Consider the following 17,641-nt stretch of genomic DNA (forward strand, 5'->3'; position numbering starts at 1 on the left):
AAGTAGTATGACTAAAAATGTAGTAGCTTGTTTATTAACATTGTTGTTGTTTGTAAGCTGTAAGGAGAAAAATTCTTCAGAAAAGATAGAAGAAACAAAAGAGCAAATACAACCAAATATAGTATTTATTTTGGCGGACGATTTAGGGTTTGCAGATTTAGGATTTACAGGTAGTGATTTATACCAAACCCCCAATATAGATAAATTAGCGAGTCAGAGCATGTATTTTACAAAAGCACATTCTTCGCATCCAACTTGTCAACCAAGCCGTATTTCTTTAATTACAGGTAAGACACCAAGTAGATTAGGAGCCGTAAGTCATGGTAGTTTAGGAGGTGTAGATGGTAGTGGAATAGACATGAAACCAGAGGAAATTACTTATGGTGATTTTTTACAAAACGCTGGCTATACCACAGCACATATAGGTAAATGGCATATAGGACATGGTGATAATGGTCCTAAGGATAGAGGTTTTGATGTCGATATAGCATCAAATGAATTTTGCTGTCCTGGTAGCTACATCTACCCATATAAAAGCAAAGTACTTTCTGAAGAAAAAACTATAAAATCGGCTGTTCCGGATTTGGAATCATATTCACCCGAAACACATTTAACAGAAGCTTTATCGGCAGAAGCTGCCAATTTTATTGCAAACCAAAAGGGAAATAAAAAACCATTTTTTTTAAACTTATGGTATTATGCAGTGCATACACCTATGGAGGCTAATAAAGATAAAGTAGAAAAATACAAGAAATTAATCACTCCAGAAAACAAGCACAAACATGCTACTTATGCAGCCTTAGTCGAACATCTAGATGATGGCGTAGGAGCTGTTATTAAAGCACTTGAAGAAAATGGAATGGCAGATAATACCATTATAATATTTATGGGAGATAATGGAGGAGAACTGAGGTCTGGGATTACTAAAAATTATCCACTTCGAGGAGGAAAAGGGATGTTTTATGAAGGTGGTACACGTGTACCCATGTTTGTACATTGGCCAGGTGTTGTTAAGCCAGGTTCTGTTAATAATGAGCGTGTTGCAGGATGGGATATCTACCCAACATTGCTTTCTATGGCAAAAGTAGATAAGAGTATAGCACGCAATAAAAATTTAGATGGTGCAGATTTAACTCCATTATTAAAGGATACGAATGTGAAACTTGAAAACCGACAGTTTAATTGGGTGAAGTATGTGTCGCTAATTCATTATGAAAATAAAACTGAAAGAAACTGGCCAGGGAGAAGTATTATAAAAGATGAATGGAAGTTAATAGAATATTATAATATGCCTTATGATCTTGATAGACACCAATTCCTTTTGTTCAATCTTGCAGAAGATCCTTCGGAAAAAAATAATCTTGCAAGTGAAAATAAAGAAAAATTAGAAGAGCTTATTATGGCTATGGATAAATGGGGTAAAGATGTAAATGCACCAGAATATGATATGGAAAAATTCTATGGAGAAGTACATAGAGCAAGTTTAAAAAAATAACTTAAATTTTTAGTCATAAACTATTAAGAATAACTATCAAGTTTACTGCTTATATGTAATTATCATTTAGTTCACTAAGAGCATATTGATTTGCTATTTAATAAGCAACCTTACTCGGTATTAGCCAAAAAAACATTAAACACTAGAAAAATGTTAAAACGATTGATCTATTTAAGTTTTCTATTATTACCAATTCTGATCTCAGGACAGGTAAACAAGAAAATTTATCATAAAAACTGGATAGATTTCAACAAAAATGGAATTAAAGAGCCTTATGAAGATGCTAAGGCGTCTGTTGAAGAACGAATAGAAGATTTGTTATCCAGAATGACATTAGAGGAAAAAAGTTGTCAAATGGCTACGCTTTATGGCTTTGGACGTGTACTTAAAGATGAATTACCAACTCCAGATTGGAAAAACAAAATATGGAAAGATGGTATTGGAAATATCGATGAGCAACTTAATAATTTAGCATATCACCCTTCTGCTGTAACAGATAAAGCATGGCCACCTTCAAAACATGTAAAGTCATTAAATGAAATTCAAAAGTTTTTTGTGGAAAATACGCGTTTAGGAATCCCCGTAGATTTTACAAATGAAGGCATACGAGGGTTGTGTCACGAAAAAGCAACTAGTTTTCCTTCTCAAATTGGTATTGGGTCGACATGGAATAAAGATTTGGTAAGTCAAATTGGGCATATTACAGGTAAAGAAGCTAGACTATTGGGATATACAAATGTTTATGCTCCCATTCTTGATATAACAAGAGATCCAAGATGGGGAAGAACTGTAGAATGTTATAGTGAAGACCCCTATTTAACTGGTGAACTTGGTTTTAGGATGGTAACTGCTATACAAGAAGAACATGTTGTTTCTACACCAAAACACTTCGCTATTTACAGTGCTCCAAAAGGTGGGCGTGATGGTGACGCTAGAACAGATGCGCATATAACAGAAAGAGAAATGTTTTCATTATATCTACACCCTTTTAAAAGAGCAATAAAAGACGCAGGAGCTTTAGGTATTATGAGTTCTTATAATGATTATAATGGTATACCCGTAACATCTTCAAGTTATTTTTTAAGAGATATTCTTCGTAAATCTTGGGGGTTTAAAGGATATGTAGTGTCCGATAGTCGTGCGGTAGAGTTTATTGCTGATAAACACCATGTAGCCCAAGATCATAAAGAAGCAGTTTTAAAATCCGTAAATGCTGGTTTGAATATTAGAACAGATTTTACTATGCCAGAAGATTATATTATACCCGTAAGGGAATTAGTAAAAGAGGGTAAATTAAGCATGGATACTATTGACGATTGTGTACGTGATATTTTAAGAGTCAAGTTTTGGCAAGGTCTTTTCGATGCTCCATACGGGAAGAATTTTTCTAATGCAGATAAAACTGTAGGTAATGGTGATTCTCAAAAAATTTCTTATAATGCCTCATTAGAATCTATCGTTTTGTTGAAGAATGAAAAAAATATATTACCATTAGATTTCGATAAATATAAGTCGGTATTAGTAACAGGACCTAATGCTAAAGCTATAAATCATTCAGTAAGTAGATATGGACCATCTCATATAGATGTGGTTTCAGTTTACGATGGTATAAAGGAAAAGTTTCCAAAAGATGTTGAGATTAAATATGCTAAAGGATGTGATTTTTTTGACGAGAATTGGCCAGATTCCGAAATTATTTCAATGGCACCAACAGTTTCAGAGCAAGAAGAAATTGATAAGGCTGTAGAAATGGCAAAAACAGTAGGTTTAGCGATTATAGTAGTAGGTGATGATGAGGAGACAGTAGGAGAATCTAGATCAAGAACGTCTTTAGCACTCCCTGGAAATCAACAAAAACTAGTTGAAGCAATATATAATACAGGAACTCCTGTTGTTGTAGTGTTAATTAATGGTCGACCTTTAACTATAAATTGGATAAATAAATACGTTCCAGCTGTGGTTGAAGGTTGGTTTCAAGGTAAGTTTGGTGGCACAGCTATAGCAGATGTGCTAGTTGGAAACTATAATCCTGGAGGTAAACTACCTGTGTCATTTCCAAAAACTGTAGGTCAAGTACCAATGAATTTTCCATCAAAACCAGGAGCTCAAGCCAATCAACCTTCAAATGGACCAAATGGTTCAGGGAAAACACGTGTTGGAGGGTTTTTGTATCCCTTTGGTTATGGACTTAGCTATACAACATTTAAATATTCCAATTTAATAGTAGATTCTGGAATTAATAATGGGATAGGTAAAGTAAAAGTATCTGTAGATATTACAAATACAGGAAGTGTTAAAGGTGAAGAAGTAGTGCAACTTTATTTTTCTGATTTAGTATCTAGCGTTACTGTTTATGAAAAGCAATTAAGAGGCTTTGAAAGAATTAGTTTAGAACCAAATGAAACTAAAAATGTAAGCTTTATTTTAAAAGCAGATGATTTTGCACTCTATAATAAAGTTATGGAATTTGTTGTAGAACCAGGTGATTTTAAAATAATGATTGGTAGTTCTTCTGAAGACATTAGATTAGCACATAATATCACCATTAATGACTTACATGTATTAAGTAATACGATGAAAATATCAAAAGTAAAGAATTAAAAAATAATCTAGATAACAACAACATCTTAAAAATAAATTGGTAAAGTATAAATTGGGTATGAAAAATATAGTTATTGCAATAATATTAATATTATCATTGAAATCTTTTTCACAAAAAAAATATGAAGCAAATTGGGAATCTATCGATAGTAGACCAATTCCTTCGTGGTATACTGATGCTAAATTTGGAATTTTTATTCATTGGGGACCTTATTCTGTGCCTGCATTTTCTAAAGTTGGTGAATATTCAGAATGGTATTGGATGAATTTAGTAAATCCAAAGAGAATAAAAAATGGGCATAATGAAACTAAAGCATTCCATAATAAAGTGTATGGTGAAGATTTTACATACCCTGATTTTGTTCCTTTTTTTACAGCAGATATGTTTGATGCAGATCAATGGGCAGATATTATTAAAAAATCAGGAGCAAAATATACAGTATTGACTTCTAAACATCATGATGGTTATACACTTTGGCCAAGTAAAGAAGCCGATAAATCTTGGGGTAGGCCATGGAGCTCTACAAATACTCGCCCAGGAAGAGACCTTGTAGGCGAATTAACAACTGCAGTTCGTAAAACGGACGTAAAAATGGGGCTTTATTACTCCATTTATGAATGGTTTAACCCTTTGTATACCAGTGATGTGAATTTATATGTAGATAATCATATGGTTCCTCAATTTAAAGATTTAGTACAAAATTATGCTCCTTCTTTAATTTTTGTAGATGGAGAATGGGATTATCCGCATACAACATGGAAATCAACAGAATTACTTTCTTGGTTGTATAACGACTCAGCAAGTAAAGAAGATGTTGTAATTAACGACCGTTGGGGTAAAGAAACACGTCATCATCATGGTGGTTACTATACTACGGAATATGGTTCAGGAATGCCAAATGCTGATGTGCCTTGGGAAGAAAATAGAGGTATGGCACATTCATTTGGATTTAGTAAAACTGAAAATTTTGAAGATTATAACTCAACTCAACAGCTTATATACATGTTAGTTGATATTGTGAGTAGAGGAGGTAATTTTCTTTTGGACATAGGACCAACTGCAGATGGGCGTATTCCTGTTATTATGCAAGAGCGATTAATTGAAATAGGAGATTGGTTGAAAGTAAATGGAGAAGCTATTTATGGCACTACTCTTAATGAAGAAACATGCCAGTGGACAAAAGGAAAAGTAGAAGATGCTAAAAGAGGTCGATATAAAGTAAAATACGACGTTATGAAATTAACTGTATCTCCAGATAAAGGTATGGCAACTAAGCAAATAATGTTTACTAAAAAAGGAAATATATTATATGGAATTTGCCCTATTTATCCAAAGAACCAATTGGTTGTAAAAAATGTAAAATTAAATTCGTCTGCTAAAGTAACATTGCTAGGGTACAGTAAACCTTTAAAATGGGTGCAGAAAGGCAATAATGTTGTTATAGAAGTACCTGCTTTAACTGCTTCTGAAGTACCTTGTAATTATGCGTGGACCTTTAAACTAGACGGGCTTAAATAAAAATAGCCTATTTATTTAGTAATAACCATCATTAAAGATGCTGGATATGTTTCTTAAGTAGTGTAATAAGTTTGTTTATCAAAACCTTTTAAGAAGACGAGGAAATGATAAAAGGATAGATAGGCCAATAAAAAGAATATTTTAAAAAGAATAAAATTTTAAAACCTGAAGGGGATTCTAAATATTCAAGAAGAGCTTCTTTTAAGAAGATTCATTAGATTTATAAGTAAAATATAGAAACTGATTATATTATTTTTTTAGAATTAGCATATTTATAGTTAGCACCCATTCAGCTCATTTCTCTGTATTCCGTTAACCCTTTCCGTTACTCTAGGAGCACTTCATTCTCAAGTAAAAAGTGAGAATCAAGTCCGCCAAATAAGGAAAAATATATTTATGTTTTGTTCCATTTCCTATGATTTTGTATTTCACAAAGAATTTAGAATCACATCCTAAGGCAACACCGTTATACCTTTTTTTGACATAAAAATAACAGCATTCAGTTTTTAATTTAGCGTTAGTTTGGTATATTAAAAACTGATAATCAACAACTTAAAAGGTTTCAAAGAAGGAATCATGTTATTCCTGTAAAGGTTAACTAAAATATGGACTTAAAAAATCTAATTTGTTGTACTCAAATAAAAAACCCAAGACTAAAAATCTTGGGTTTTCCTTGTAGCGAGAGGGGGGCACGATCCCCCGACCTCCGGGTTATGAATCCGACGCTCTAACCAACTGAGCTACCTCGCCATAATTTAAGGCTGCAAATATAAAAACAATATTATTGTAAGCAAACAGATATAGGAGAAAATATTATTAAAAATTGTTGTTTTACTTATCAATTAATGTATATATTGGGAACATAAAATTTTTAAGCTATTTATGGACGATAAAGTTAAATTTGATATTGAATTTCCAATACAAGCATCCCCTCAACTGTTATATCAATATATATCGACACCTTCAGGTTTATCTGAATGGTTTTCAGATAACGTAAACTCTCGTGGCGAATTGTTCACTTTTATTTGGGATGATAGCGAAGAGCAAGCGAAATTATTAAGTAAGAAAAGTGGTGAACGTGTTAAGTTTAGATGGATAAATGATGAAGATGATCAGGTTTCGTATTTCGAAATAAGAATTCAGGTGGATGAAATCACTAAAGACGTGTCTTTGATGATCACAGATTTTGCAGATGAAGACGAGGTAGATGAAGCTAAAATGCTTTGGGAAAATCAAATTTCTGATTTAAAGCATGTGCTAGGATCTGTTTAATTCTATATTTTAAATTATATTTGTCCCGCTCTTATTAATTAATAAAGCGGGATTTTTTTATGACAAATTTTAATGGAAATATTCTGGAAGAAAATACAATTCTTTCAATCGAAAATCGAGGCTATAACTATGGAGATGCTTTATTTGAAACCATTAAAGTAAGTTTTGGTAAAATCTTATTTTGGGAAGATCATTATTTTAGACTCATGGCTTCTATGCGAATTATGCGTATGGAAATTCCAATGAATTTTACTATGGAATATTTGGAAGAACAGATTCTTGCTACATTGCATTCGAATGAATTATTAAAAGCATCAGCAAGAGTTAAATTGTTGGTACATAGAAACGAAGGAGGGCTATATACTCCAAATACGAACGATGTAAGTTTTATAATTTCAGTAAAGCCTATTCAAGATGATTTTTATTTGTTTCAAGATCATTTTTATGAAGTTGATTTGTTTAAAGATTATTATGTGTCACCTAGCTTATTATCAACATTAAAAACGAATAATAAAGTATTAAATGTGGTAGGAAGTATTTATGCAAAAGAGAATAGCTTACATAACTGTTTGGTTTTGAATACCAATAAACATGTTATAGAAGCTCTTAACGGTAATGTTTTTGTTGTAAAAGGTAATGTTATAAAAACAGCTCCAATAAGTGATGGTTGTTTAAAAGGGGTTATGCGCAAGCAACTTATAGATATTATTAAAAGTATTCCCGATTATGAAATTGTTGAAGATTCAATATCTCCATTTGAGCTTCAAAAAGCTGACGAAATTTTTATAACAAATGCTATCGTTGGTATTCAACCCGTATCTAAATATAGAAAGAAGGTATATGTTAGTCAGGTATCTAAAAATTTACTACAAAAGTTAAATGTAAAAATAAGATTGAACTAATTATAGTTTGGGTTCTCTGGTGCATTAGACCAAATACTATATTCTCCTCCAAACTCTAACATTTTCTCTTTCCAAAATGATTTATAATCTTTTTCTATAATATTGTTTTTATAAATATTTTCAGTAACAACCCAAGAATTGGCTCTAAGCTCTTCTTCCAACTGGTCAGCTTCCCAACCAGAATATCCTAAAAAAAATCGAATATCGTTCTCGTTTATATCACCATTAGTAATAAGTTCTGCTACTTTACTAAAATCTCCTCCCCAAAAAATACCTAAAGAAATTTCAATACTTTCTGGTATTAACTTTGGTATCTTATGAATGAAATACAAATTATCCTGCTCTACAGGACCTCCATTATAAACTTTATAAGTAGCTTCAACTTCTGGAACCAGCTCATTGATGGTATAATCTAGAGGCTTATTGAGTATAAAGCCAATAGAACCTTCTTGGGAATGATCCGCAATTAAGACTATTGAGCGATTAAAAGAAACATCACCTATTATCGCAGGTTCAGCGATTAACAAATCACCTTTCTTTGGTTTAATTGTTATCATGCTTTTGAGGTATTAGTAACTAAATCTAATATTTATTTATTAAAAAAGCAACTGTTTTATAGATATAAAATAAAAAATGCCTCCAAATATTGAAGACATCTTTATAATATAAAAGAAGTAAACGACTAGTTTACTGCATTTGATAAATCTGATCCAGCTTTAAACTTAACAACGTTTTTAGCTTTAATTTTGATAGTTTGTCCAGTTTGAGGGTTTCTTCCTTCTCTTGCAGCTCTTTTAGAAACTGACCAAGATCCAAACCCTACTAAAGAAACTCTATTACCTTTTTGTAAAGCTCCTTCAATTTCAATGATTGCACACTCTAAAGCTTTCTTTGCAGCTGCTTTAGTGATTCCTGCGTGTTCTGCCATTGCGTCGATTAAATCTGTTTTGTTCATAATATAAAATTTAATTATTAATAAATTGGTTAAACATTATTGTTAAATCCTACTACAAATTTATACGGATTATGAAACCATGCAAGTAATAGCAAGGGAAAAACACGGTATTGTTAATAACTTGACGCTTTTGTTAATAAAGACAACGTATTTTATCGATGATTTGTAATATCAATGAGAATAAGGGTTTAGAGCGCTTTGGCATTTGCTTCAAAAGTATAACCGTTTAAAAGCGATTTTATATCCATAGTGCGCTTACCTGGAAGCTTAATTTCCTTTATGGTGATGTAACCATTTGTAACTGCTATCTTTAGCTCTTTTTTATTAGAAATTATACTTCCAATACTTTTTGTGTGTGGTGTTATTTCTTTATCTGCTCGATATATTTTTACGTCTAATTCATCTTCTCCATTTATAAAAGTACACCAAGCTGCTGGATATGGGCTTAAACCACGTATTTTATTATATATATTGTCTATAGAGGCATTCCAGTCAATTTTGCAATTGTCTTTATGTAACTTATAAGCCGTTCTAATATTTTTTGTTGTCTTCTGTGGAGTGGTTTTAACGTCTCCTTTTTTTATAGCGTTAACCGTTTGTATAACTAAGGTACTCCCTATATTCATTAGTTTATCATGGAGGCTCCCTACGTTTTCATCAGACTCTATGTCTATTTCTTCTTGGAGAATCATGTCACCAGTATCAATTTTTTCGTCAATAAAGAACGTTGAAACCCCTGTTTTGACTTCACCATTAATAATAGCCCAGTTAATAGGAGCGGCCCCACGATAGTTTGGTAGTAATGATGCGTGCAAATTAAAAGTACCATATTCAGGCATTTGCCAAACTACTTTTGGTAACATTCTAAATGCTACAACAATTTGAAGATTTGCTTTAAGAGCTTTTAGCTCGTCCAAAAAATCACCCTGCTTTAAATTGGTAGGTTGTAGAATGTTTAAATCAGCTTCTTTGGCATATATTTTCACAGCACTTTCATTAAGCTTGCGACCGCGTCCAGCTGGTTTATCTGGAGCAGTAATAACACCAACGATATGATACTTGTTTTCGACTAGTGCTTTTAAAGTGGTAACAGCAAAATCTGGTGTTCCCATAAATACAATTCTTAAATCCCTCATGTATGACTTAATTTATATGTGTTTGTTGGTGTAATAGTTATTATGTGATGTTCTAATAATAGTTTTAATACTATTTTCAAATCTGTTTCTTTACAATTCAGGGTTGAAATTATATCTCTAGATGATTTATCGCCGTTTTCTAATAATTCTACAATACGTTTTTTTATTGTATTAGTGTCTTGCGGTGTAACTGCTTTTTTAGACTCAATACAAATCGAGCACATATCACAGGGTTTTATGTCTTTTTCACCAAAGTAGGAGAGGAGCTGCATGCTTCTACAAACCGAATCATTTTCAATATAATTAAGCATGGCATTAACTTGATGCTGTTTTAATTTGTTTTGTTGTTCTATAATTGATGCAATTCTATTAATAGTTTTATCATCTTCCCTAGGTTCTATAAAAGTAATTTGAGCATCTGTTTTTGCTAAGTTCAAGGTAATGATTTTATCACTTTCTAATTGTTGAAGTACGTGAGTTAATTTAGTTTCACTTACCGATGCTTTGTTAGAAATTTTCATCAAATCAATTTTTGTAACATGATCAAAAATACCACCGTACATTCTTAATATTGATTTTACAATCATACTAAAATCTTGATGTGTTTCTAGATAATTAAAAAGCGAAGAGCTTGATATAACAAATTGAGCAGTTACTTTGTTTTTAAATTGTTTCGATAAGGTAATAATACTATTTCTATCTAATAACAATAATGTATTATAACATAAAACAGAACTAAAATTATAAGTTTTACAAAAGGTATTAAACTCAAAATCAAAAGTTAGATATTCGCCTTCTCCATAAGATATTTGAAAATAACTACATAGTTTTCTATAAACTTGTTTTACAAAATTGACTGTTGGTAAAATACTTAAAAACTGATTTTTAACTAAGGTAGCATCACTATTGTTTTTAAGAATTACGGCAAAAGCCTTTTCTCCATTACGGCCTACACGACCTGCCTCTTGAAAATAACTTTCAATACTTTCTGGTAAATTAAAATGAATAACCGTTTTAACATCTGGCTTATCAATGCCCATACCAAAAGCATTCGTGGCTACCATAACTTGTTTTTTGTTTTGAGACCACGCAGCCATATTAGAGTCTTTTTCGATATTGGAAAGACCTCCGTGGTAATATGTAGATGTAATATTTTTAGACTCTAAAAAAGTACTAATCTCCAGGGTTAGTTTTCTATTTCTAACATATATAATAGATGAGGTTTTATATTTTTTTAAAATAGTTTCAAGTCTATAATATTTATCATTCTCATGAAATACCATGTATGCCAGATTCGGTCTAACAAAAGATTGTTTAAATATTTTGGGTTGAATAAAATCGAGTTCTTTTATAATGTCTTCAACGACTTCTGGTCTCGCAGAAGCCGTTAAGGCTACGACATTTACACTGGGTTGTATTTGACGTAATAACGATATGTTTTTGTATGCAGGTCTAAAATCGCTTCCCCATTGTGAAATACAATGCGCTTCATCAACAGCTATTAAATTTACATGCATTTGTTTTATGCGATCTTGTACTAATTCCTGTTGTAAACGTTCTGGCGATAGATATAAAAATTTGTAATTTCCGTAGACACAATTGTCCAAAAGGGTGTCTAATTGGCTGTAGCTTATTCCGCTTGTAATTGACATAGCTTTGATGCCTTTATTATTTAAGGCTTGTACCTGATCTTTCATAAGAGAAATTAAAGGCGAAATAACAATACAAATGCCTTTTTTTGCTAAGGCGGGAATTTGAAAACATAATGATTTTCCACCACCAGTTGGTAATAGAACAAAAGTATCCTCTCCTTCAATAACAGCATTGATGATAGCTTCTTGGTTGAGCCTGAATGATGTAAACTTCCAATAGCGTTCCAATATGTTTATGGGGTGTTCCATAATTACATATCTAATGTGTTTAAAATAAAATCGACTCTATTTTTAATGGTGCCAAAGGGAACATCAATTAAGCTGTAATTAAAATTTTGATAGGTATTCAGTAAATGTTTATGAATGTCTAAAGCTTGTTCAAAATTTTCGTAACGCTCATTATCACTCTTGTAAATGGCTTCCCAAGGTTTTAAAATAAAAACGATATCATAAGCTGAATCGTTACAGGTATCTACAAAACTCTGTGGATAAGAGTCGCCTATATAATCCATATAAGCTAACACATCTGGTAAGCCTCTATCAAAAAATACAATTTCAGAAGACAGTATATTGGAATCTAAAAACTGTTGTTGCCTGCCTTTTAAAAGTAATTCACTAAACAATAAAGGGTTGGTTAAAAATAGTTGGTCAATGCCTTCTTTTTTTGCATTTAAAGTAACTTGACGTGAAATTTCTTCAAGACAGGTGTGGCCTCTATCAATCAATTCATTTATTAAAGTAGATTTCCCTGTTCCCGGCCCCCCTGTAATTACAATCTTTTTAGTATTCAAAACTGGCATTATTTTGCTGTAAAAATCGGAATTAAACTGCGATAAAAAAAATGTATACAGAAACAGTTATAATCAAAGTTCTTTATTCATATAGTTGTGATTGAGTGACTGTTATTTTATTGTGTGGAGAAGTCGTTAAGTATGCTGTTAAAAATGATGATTTAAACAGATGAAACTGTATATTTGTAGGATATAAAAATGACTATGAGTACATCTCCAAATTCCGAAGAGTTTTACGAAAAGCTAAAAGGACAATTACATGAAACTGCAAGTTGGCCAACAGAGTATTTATATAAATTTATTGTGAAATCTGATGTTGAAAAAATAGATAAACTAGAAACTATTTTTAATAACCTAGGAGCAGTAATAAATAAGAATGAATCTAAAAATGGCAAATATACAAGTATTTCAATCAATTTGTTGATGAAAGACCCTGATGCTGTTATTGAAAAGTATAAAGAAGTAGCAGAAAAAGTTGAAGGGGTGATAAGTCTTTAGTTTTTTTTTGTATTTTGCGCATGCATACCAACTTACATGCATAAATAATTAATTCTACACATTTAATTTTGATTATAGATAACTTAGAATACAATACAGAGCGTGAACATTTGATCATTCCAGAATATGGTCGGCATATGCAGAAAATGATTAACTATGCCAAGAGTATAGACGTGAAAGAAGAGCGTAATAAGGTTGCAAAAGCCATTATTGCCGTTATGGGAAATATACAACCACATTTAAGAGATGTTCCAGATTTCCAACATAAACTTTGGGATCAACTTTTTATAATGGCTAATTTCGAGTTAGACGTTGATTCTCCTTATGAGAAGCCTACGAAAGAACTTTTTGAAGAACGCCCAGAGCCTTTAAAATATCCACAAAATTTCCCTAAATATCGTTTCTATGGAAATAATATTAAAACAATGATTGATGTTGCTAATACATGGGAAGAAGGTGAACTTAAAGAAGCATTATTATATACGATTGCTAATCATATGAAAAAGTGTTTTTTAAATTGGAATAAAGACACTGTTGAAGATGCTGTGATTTATAATCATTTATATGAGCTTTCTGGAGGTAAAATTAATTTAAAAGGTTCTAAAGAAGATTTATCCGATTCTTCTAGTTTGTTGCGTTCTAAGAACAAATTTTCAAATAATAACAGTAATAAGAAAGGCCACCACAAAAAGAATTCTAATAGACAAAGAAAACGCCACTAGTTAAAGTATGGGAACATTTAAAATTGAGGGTGGTCACCAACTAAAAGGAAGTATACAACCTCAGGGAGCTAAAAATGAAGCGTTACAAATTTTATGCGCAGTGTTACTAACTCCAGAATTAGTAACGATCAATAATATTCCTGACATTGTTGATGTTAATAAGCTAATTAGTTTATTAAGAAAATTAGGAGTTAAAATTCAAAAAATAGCACACGGATCATATACGTTCCAATCAGACGATATAGATTTGGATTATTTAGAATCTGATGAATTTAAAGTTGATGGACGTGGTTTACGTGGATCGATTATGATAGTAGGGCCTTTATTGGCCCGTTTTGGAAAAGGCTATATTCCAAAGCCTGGAGGTGATAAAATTGGACGAAGACGATTAGATACACATTTTGAAGGACTTATAAATCTAGGGGCTAAATTTAGATATAGTAAAGAAGAGCAATTTTACGGTGTTGAAGCTGATAAATTAAAAGGAGCTTATATGCTTCTTGAAGAGGCTTCAGTTACTGGAACTGCAAATATTGTTATGGCAGCAGTTTTAGCAGAGGGCAAGACAACTATATATAACGCTGCTTGCGAGCCTTACTTACAACAGTTATGTAAAATGCTAAATAGAATGGGCGCCAAAATAAGCGGTGTTGGATCTAATATGTTGATTGTTGATGGCGTTGAGGCTTTAAGAGGAACAGACCATAGAATGCTGCCGGATATGATTGAAATTGGTAGCTGGATTGGACTTGCTGCTATGACAAAAAGCGAGCTGACTATTACCAACGTGTCTTGGGACGATCTAGGAGTGATTCCAAATGTTTTTAGAAAACTAGGTATTACTGTTGAACGCAAAGGAGATGATATTTATATTCCTGCCCATACTGATGGTTATGAAATACAAAGTTTTATTGATGGATCTATTTTAACGATTTCTGATGCACCATGGCCTGGGTTTACACCCGATTTATTAAGTATTATTTTAGTTGTGGCCACACAAGCTAGAGGAAGTGTTTTAGTACACCAAAAAATGTTTGAGAGTCGTTTATTCTTTGTTGATAAATTAATTGACATGGGAGCAAAGATTATATTGTGTGATCCACACCGAGCGACAGTTATAGGTCACGATTATAAATCGACATTAAAAGCAACAACTATGACGTCTCCAGATATTAGAGCAGGAGTATCATTGCTTATCGCTGCGCTTTCGGCAAAAGGGACATCAACAATTCAGAACATAGAACAGATTGATCGTGGCTATGAGCGTATAGATGAACGTTTACGTGCTATTGGAGCTAAAATAGAAAGAATAGATTAAATAGATTAGCTGTTGTTCCGTTTCGGTTTTTATCATATCATTTTATAGCAAAATGTAATTCGTCATATTTATCTTTTATATATTTTAAGAAATACAACCCTTTAGAATCTATATTCTCAAATTCTTCCCATTCACTTTTTGGAAAGTTATGGTATTGTCTGATTTGCCTGTTTTTTTAAGCTCAATTTCTAAAATTTTATTCTCTGAATCATACCCTATACTAACGTGAGTTCGACCTAAGAAACTTGTCTTTACGTTTAGAAAAAGCCTAGCTTTTAACATTAACTTTGTGCAAACAAATCAAATGTGCCTTAATCTTTTAGCTAGGTCGAAAACTCACGTTATTGTTAATATTAAGAGTTTATTGATGTTATCTCATATTCTAAAACATAGGGTGGTCATTCGCTACTACTTTAGGAACTCGCTGTATAACATCCCAATGTTCAACAAGTTTATTGTCTTCAACTCTAAATACATCCATAACAGAAGTAGGCCTGGGCTCTAAACCTGTTTTGGTATGAATAAAAACTAAATCGTCAGCGGCAAATAACTTTTGAACATCAATTGTTTCTTTACTTGCTGTTGGAAACCATGGACTAGCCCAATCAATTAATGCTTGCTTACCATCTGCAAGACTTGGGTTATGCTGTATATAAATATCCCCTATATATTTATGAATAGACTCCAAATTTTTATCTCCAAAAAATTCTTGATAAAAATCGCTAACCAATTTTTCATTTGCTTCTAATCTTGCTGCTTCAATAGCCAGATTTTCATTTGCTTCAACTTTCACATTCAACTCTTCAATAACCAACTCCAATCTTTCAATTTCTGCCAAAAGCTCTTCAATTCTTGTTTGTTGCGTTTCTAACTGTTCGGTATCATTACCATCATCTTCAGAGCATGAATTAAGACATAATAATAAAATGGTTAACAGTGTAAATACTTTAAATGATTTCATTTTTTTGTTTTTTATAATTATTTTTATTTGAAATCAAAAAAAGTAAATCTTGGTGTGTAAACTGTTTAGAATCCTGTTTCTAAACCAAAAAAATAATTAAACGCCACTTGCAAACTCTTTTCTAAATTGAGTTGGTGTCATTCCATGTGTTTTCTTAAATAAAATATTAAAAGTAGATTTTGAGTTAAACCCAACCATGTAATATATTTCTGAAATTGTTAACTTTTCTCTTGAGTTATGCTTTAATAACTCTTTACTTTTTTCCAAACGATATTTATTAACATAATCATTAAAATTAGAGTCAAATTTTGAGTTAATTGCTTGAGATATGTGTTTTGTAGGCACTTTTAATTCTTCCGAAAGTTTTGAAATAGAAAATTTAGGATCTATGTAAGGTTCCTTCAATTTTAAGTAAGCTTCTATTTTTTCATATAAATCATTAATGTTTTTTTCTGTGAGGCCAGATGTTTTATACTTTATTTGATTAATTATTACGTTTTTTGACTCAACAACAAAATACATAATTGTATAAGTAATAACAAAAGCAGTAATAAAATACATCCCATTAGTATAAGGGCAGATATAAAAATCTCTATAAATATCTATTAAAATAAAAGAGGAAAAATGTATCATCCATAAAAATAGAAAACCAATAAAAAGAGCATAAGACCATTTAATCTTTTCTTTAATTTTTATTTTAGGTTTCACTTTTTTAATAAGCCTGATAATAAGCCACAAGTAAATACTATTTTGAAATAAAATTAAACCCCCAGAAACAAACCTTAAAGGAGAAAAAAATATATTAAATCGCTTTTTTAAGGACAATAAATATATCAATATAGGGGTAGTAACAATAAACAGAAGAGTGTGTATAAGAAATTTTTTGAAAACAAATTTTTCATTGGTAAGAATCGTTTTTATATAAACGTACAAAAGCGGAATTAATAATAATGATATATGCCTAGATAGAAATAAGGCCTTATTATAATATTTAGGCAAATTAGAAATTGTTAACATATTACTCATAACAAGTAATGAAAACAATAACAATATGATAGCAAAAACTTTATGTTCATTAGTATTTGTTTTCTTTTCAAGAAAAAAATAGATAAATAAAAAAAACGTGTGTACACTTGCAATAAGACTAACAATAAACAAGACATTCGTGATATTCATAAATTAATAAAATATATAATTTATTTTAAATTTTAAAGAGCTGGCAAAATAGAAAATACTTCTTTATATCCTATAGAAATAAAAGTGAAATAATAGTTTAGTTCGTGTTTTAAGTGTCCGAAATTGATACACAGGTTTTCGATACTATATATAAAAAACCCAGAAAAATATAAAATGTTATATATTCTGGGGTTAATTTTTTAGGGTTTATAAAGACCTAATTTTAATAAAAAGGTAATTTATTTATCGCTATTCAAATTAAGAAAAATGAATATTAGTAGATATTTATGGTCTTCCTTTTAATCTTTTCTCTATTTTTTGCTTAATTACCGTTAAACGCTTCATTAAATCCATAATTTCTGGATCTTTCTCTTCTTTATAAATTTTATTTAAGCTTAATATTAAATTTTTAACTTCTCTTGATGCCTCTATTCTTTCGCTTGTTGTTTTAAAAGACTGTTTGCGTTGTTCGAATTCTAAAGCGTTGTTAATAATATCCATGTATTTTAATCTAATTTAAATCTGTCTGACAATTTTCTTTTTTCAGAATTTGACAATATAATAAAATATATGAGATATTTGATTTTTACAATGAATAATTATGTAAAATTTAATATTTTAAGTTTTTCACAGCACCTAATCG

17 protein-coding genes and 1 tRNA gene are annotated in these 17,641 nt (G+C 31.2%); 8 read left to right on the plus strand and 10 right to left on the minus strand.

Translation table 11 applies throughout. From position 1 onward, the window contains the following. Positions 1-7: 7 nt before the first annotated feature. From Q4Q39_RS04070 to Q4Q39_RS04080, 3 genes are all read left to right on the plus strand, one after another. Positions 8-1,495 (plus strand): sulfatase, encoded by a 1,488-nt coding sequence (locus Q4Q39_RS04070; RefSeq protein WP_303281092.1) that lies wholly within the window; start codon positions 8-10, stop codon positions 1,493-1,495. A gap of 150 nt (positions 1,496-1,645) precedes the next feature. Continuing rightward, positions 1,646-4,096 (plus strand): glycoside hydrolase family 3 N-terminal domain-containing protein, encoded by a 2,451-nt coding sequence (locus Q4Q39_RS04075; RefSeq protein ID WP_303281093.1) that lies wholly within the window; start codon positions 1,646-1,648, stop codon positions 4,094-4,096. Between the two features lie 58 nt (positions 4,097-4,154). Beyond that, the gene (locus Q4Q39_RS04080) at positions 4,155-5,615 is read left to right on the plus strand and encodes an alpha-L-fucosidase (protein WP_303281094.1); all 1,461 of its coding nucleotides are present in this window, start codon (positions 4,155-4,157) and stop codon (positions 5,613-5,615) included. 676 nt (positions 5,616-6,291) lie between these two features. Here Q4Q39_RS04080 and Q4Q39_RS04085 read toward each other — a convergent pair. Beyond that, a tRNA-Met gene (locus Q4Q39_RS04085) sits at positions 6,292-6,365 on the minus strand. Positions 6,366-6,497: 132 nt separating this feature from the next. Here Q4Q39_RS04085 and Q4Q39_RS04090 point away from each other — a divergent pair. Both Q4Q39_RS04090 and Q4Q39_RS04095 read left to right on the plus strand, forming a co-directional pair. Continuing rightward, the gene (locus Q4Q39_RS04090) at positions 6,498-6,887 is read left to right on the plus strand and encodes an START-like domain-containing protein (RefSeq protein ID WP_303281095.1); all 390 of its coding nucleotides are present in this window, start codon (positions 6,498-6,500) and stop codon (positions 6,885-6,887) included. Positions 6,888-6,946: 59 nt separating this feature from the next. Further along, a complete protein-coding gene (locus Q4Q39_RS04095; RefSeq protein WP_303281096.1) occupies positions 6,947-7,789 on the plus strand; it encodes an aminotransferase class IV in 843 nt (280 codons plus the stop codon). On the opposite strand, the gene Q4Q39_RS04100 is transcribed toward Q4Q39_RS04095, so the two are convergent. The 5 genes from Q4Q39_RS04100 to Q4Q39_RS04120 form a co-directional block, all read right to left on the minus strand. After that, positions 7,786-8,346 (minus strand): YqgE/AlgH family protein, encoded by a 561-nt coding sequence (locus Q4Q39_RS04100; RefSeq protein ID WP_303281097.1) that lies wholly within the window; start codon positions 8,344-8,346, stop codon positions 7,786-7,788. The two genes, Q4Q39_RS04095 and Q4Q39_RS04100, sit on opposite strands and share 4 nt — an antisense overlap. Before the next feature lie 125 nt (positions 8,347-8,471). Then, positions 8,472-8,744, minus strand: a complete 273-nt coding sequence (locus tag Q4Q39_RS04105; RefSeq protein WP_102754658.1) for an HU family DNA-binding protein — start codon at positions 8,742-8,744, stop codon at positions 8,472-8,474. 188 nt (positions 8,745-8,932) lie between these two features. After that, positions 8,933-9,880, minus strand: a complete 948-nt coding sequence (gene fmt, locus Q4Q39_RS04110; RefSeq protein WP_303281098.1) for a methionyl-tRNA formyltransferase — start codon at positions 9,878-9,880, stop codon at positions 8,933-8,935. Continuing rightward, positions 9,877-11,781, minus strand: a complete 1,905-nt coding sequence (locus tag Q4Q39_RS04115) for a RecQ family ATP-dependent DNA helicase (RefSeq protein WP_303281099.1) — start codon at positions 11,779-11,781, stop codon at positions 9,877-9,879. Before Q4Q39_RS04115 ends, fmt begins: the two co-directional genes overlap by 4 nt. A 2-nt stretch (positions 11,782-11,783) precedes the next feature. Then, the gene (locus tag Q4Q39_RS04120; protein WP_303281100.1) at positions 11,784-12,323 is read right to left on the minus strand and encodes an AAA family ATPase; all 540 of its coding nucleotides are present in this window, start codon (positions 12,321-12,323) and stop codon (positions 11,784-11,786) included. Positions 12,324-12,527: 204 nt separating this feature from the next. Between Q4Q39_RS04120 and Q4Q39_RS04125 the strand changes: the two genes are divergently transcribed. The 3 genes from Q4Q39_RS04125 (at position 12,528) to murA (ending at position 14,861) form a co-directional block, all read left to right on the plus strand. Then, positions 12,528-12,821: a DUF493 family protein gene (locus tag Q4Q39_RS04125; protein WP_303281101.1), complete on the plus strand. Its 294-nt coding sequence runs from the start codon at positions 12,528-12,530 to the stop codon at positions 12,819-12,821. A 71-nt stretch (positions 12,822-12,892) separates the two neighbouring features. Next, the gene (locus Q4Q39_RS04130; RefSeq protein WP_303281304.1) at positions 12,893-13,543 is read left to right on the plus strand and encodes a DUF4290 domain-containing protein; all 651 of its coding nucleotides are present in this window, start codon (positions 12,893-12,895) and stop codon (positions 13,541-13,543) included. 7 nt (positions 13,544-13,550) lie between these two features. Continuing rightward, positions 13,551-14,861 carry a UDP-N-acetylglucosamine 1-carboxyvinyltransferase gene (murA, locus tag Q4Q39_RS04135; protein WP_303281102.1) on the plus strand — a complete coding sequence of 437 codons (1,311 nt, stop codon included), beginning with the start codon at positions 13,551-13,553 and terminating at the stop codon, positions 14,859-14,861. 37 nt (positions 14,862-14,898) lie between these two features. Here murA and Q4Q39_RS20585 read toward each other — a convergent pair whose 3' ends face one another. From Q4Q39_RS20585 to Q4Q39_RS04150, 4 genes are all read right to left on the minus strand, one after another. Continuing rightward, on the minus strand, positions 14,899-15,024 hold the full coding sequence (locus Q4Q39_RS20585) for a KTSC domain-containing protein (protein ID WP_367892710.1): 126 nt from the start codon (positions 15,022-15,024) through the stop codon (positions 14,899-14,901). A 219-nt stretch (positions 15,025-15,243) separates the two neighbouring features. After that, complete coding sequence (locus Q4Q39_RS04140) at positions 15,244-15,822, minus strand: nuclear transport factor 2 family protein (protein WP_303281103.1); 579 nt, start codon at positions 15,820-15,822, stop codon at positions 15,244-15,246. A gap of 96 nt (positions 15,823-15,918) precedes the next feature. Continuing rightward, positions 15,919-16,530, minus strand: coding sequence for a helix-turn-helix domain-containing protein (locus tag Q4Q39_RS04145; RefSeq protein WP_303281104.1), 612 nt, complete (start codon positions 16,528-16,530; stop codon positions 15,919-15,921). Between the two features lie 753 nt (positions 16,531-17,283). Continuing rightward, on the minus strand, positions 17,284-17,499 hold the full coding sequence (locus tag Q4Q39_RS04150; RefSeq protein ID WP_135874675.1) for a hypothetical protein: 216 nt from the start codon (positions 17,497-17,499) through the stop codon (positions 17,284-17,286). Positions 17,500-17,641 lie beyond the last annotated feature (142 nt).

This window comes from Flavivirga amylovorans, assembly GCF_030540875.1.
Classification (GTDB): Bacteria; Bacteroidota; Bacteroidia; order Flavobacteriales; family Flavobacteriaceae; genus Flavivirga; species Flavivirga amylovorans.

What these genes read in the sequence shown, in the direction of transcription:
- Q4Q39_RS04070 (WP_303281092.1), top strand. Translation starts at nt 8, where the DNA reads ATGACTAAAAATGTAGTAGCTTGTTTATTAACATTGTTGTTGTTTGTA.
- Q4Q39_RS04075 (WP_303281093.1), top strand. Translation starts at nt 1,646, where the DNA reads ATGTTAAAACGATTGATCTATTTAAGTTTTCTATTATTACCAATTCTG.
- Q4Q39_RS04080 (WP_303281094.1), top strand. Translation starts at nt 4,155, where the DNA reads ATGAAAAATATAGTTATTGCAATAATATTAATATTATCATTGAAATCT.
- Q4Q39_RS04090 (WP_303281095.1), top strand. Translation starts at nt 6,498, where the DNA reads ATGGACGATAAAGTTAAATTTGATATTGAATTTCCAATACAAGCATCC.
- Q4Q39_RS04095 (WP_303281096.1), top strand. Translation starts at nt 6,947, where the DNA reads ATGACAAATTTTAATGGAAATATTCTGGAAGAAAATACAATTCTTTCA.
- Q4Q39_RS04100 (WP_303281097.1), bottom strand. Translation starts at nt 8,346, where the DNA reads ATGATAACAATTAAACCAAAGAAAGGTGATTTGTTAATCGCTGAACCT.
- Q4Q39_RS04105 (WP_102754658.1), bottom strand. Translation starts at nt 8,744, where the DNA reads ATGAACAAAACAGATTTAATCGACGCAATGGCAGAACACGCAGGAATC.
- fmt (WP_303281098.1), bottom strand. Translation starts at nt 9,880, where the DNA reads ATGAGGGATTTAAGAATTGTATTTATGGGAACACCAGATTTTGCTGTT.
- Q4Q39_RS04115 (WP_303281099.1), bottom strand. Translation starts at nt 11,781, where the DNA reads ATGGAACACCCCATAAACATATTGGAACGCTATTGGAAGTTTACATCA.
- Q4Q39_RS04125 (WP_303281101.1), top strand. Translation starts at nt 12,528, where the DNA reads ATGAGTACATCTCCAAATTCCGAAGAGTTTTACGAAAAGCTAAAAGGA.
- murA (WP_303281102.1), top strand. Translation starts at nt 13,551, where the DNA reads ATGGGAACATTTAAAATTGAGGGTGGTCACCAACTAAAAGGAAGTATA.
- Q4Q39_RS04140 (WP_303281103.1), bottom strand. Translation starts at nt 15,822, where the DNA reads ATGAAATCATTTAAAGTATTTACACTGTTAACCATTTTATTATTATGT.
- Q4Q39_RS04150 (WP_135874675.1), bottom strand. Translation starts at nt 17,499, where the DNA reads ATGGATATTATTAACAACGCTTTAGAATTCGAACAACGCAAACAGTCT.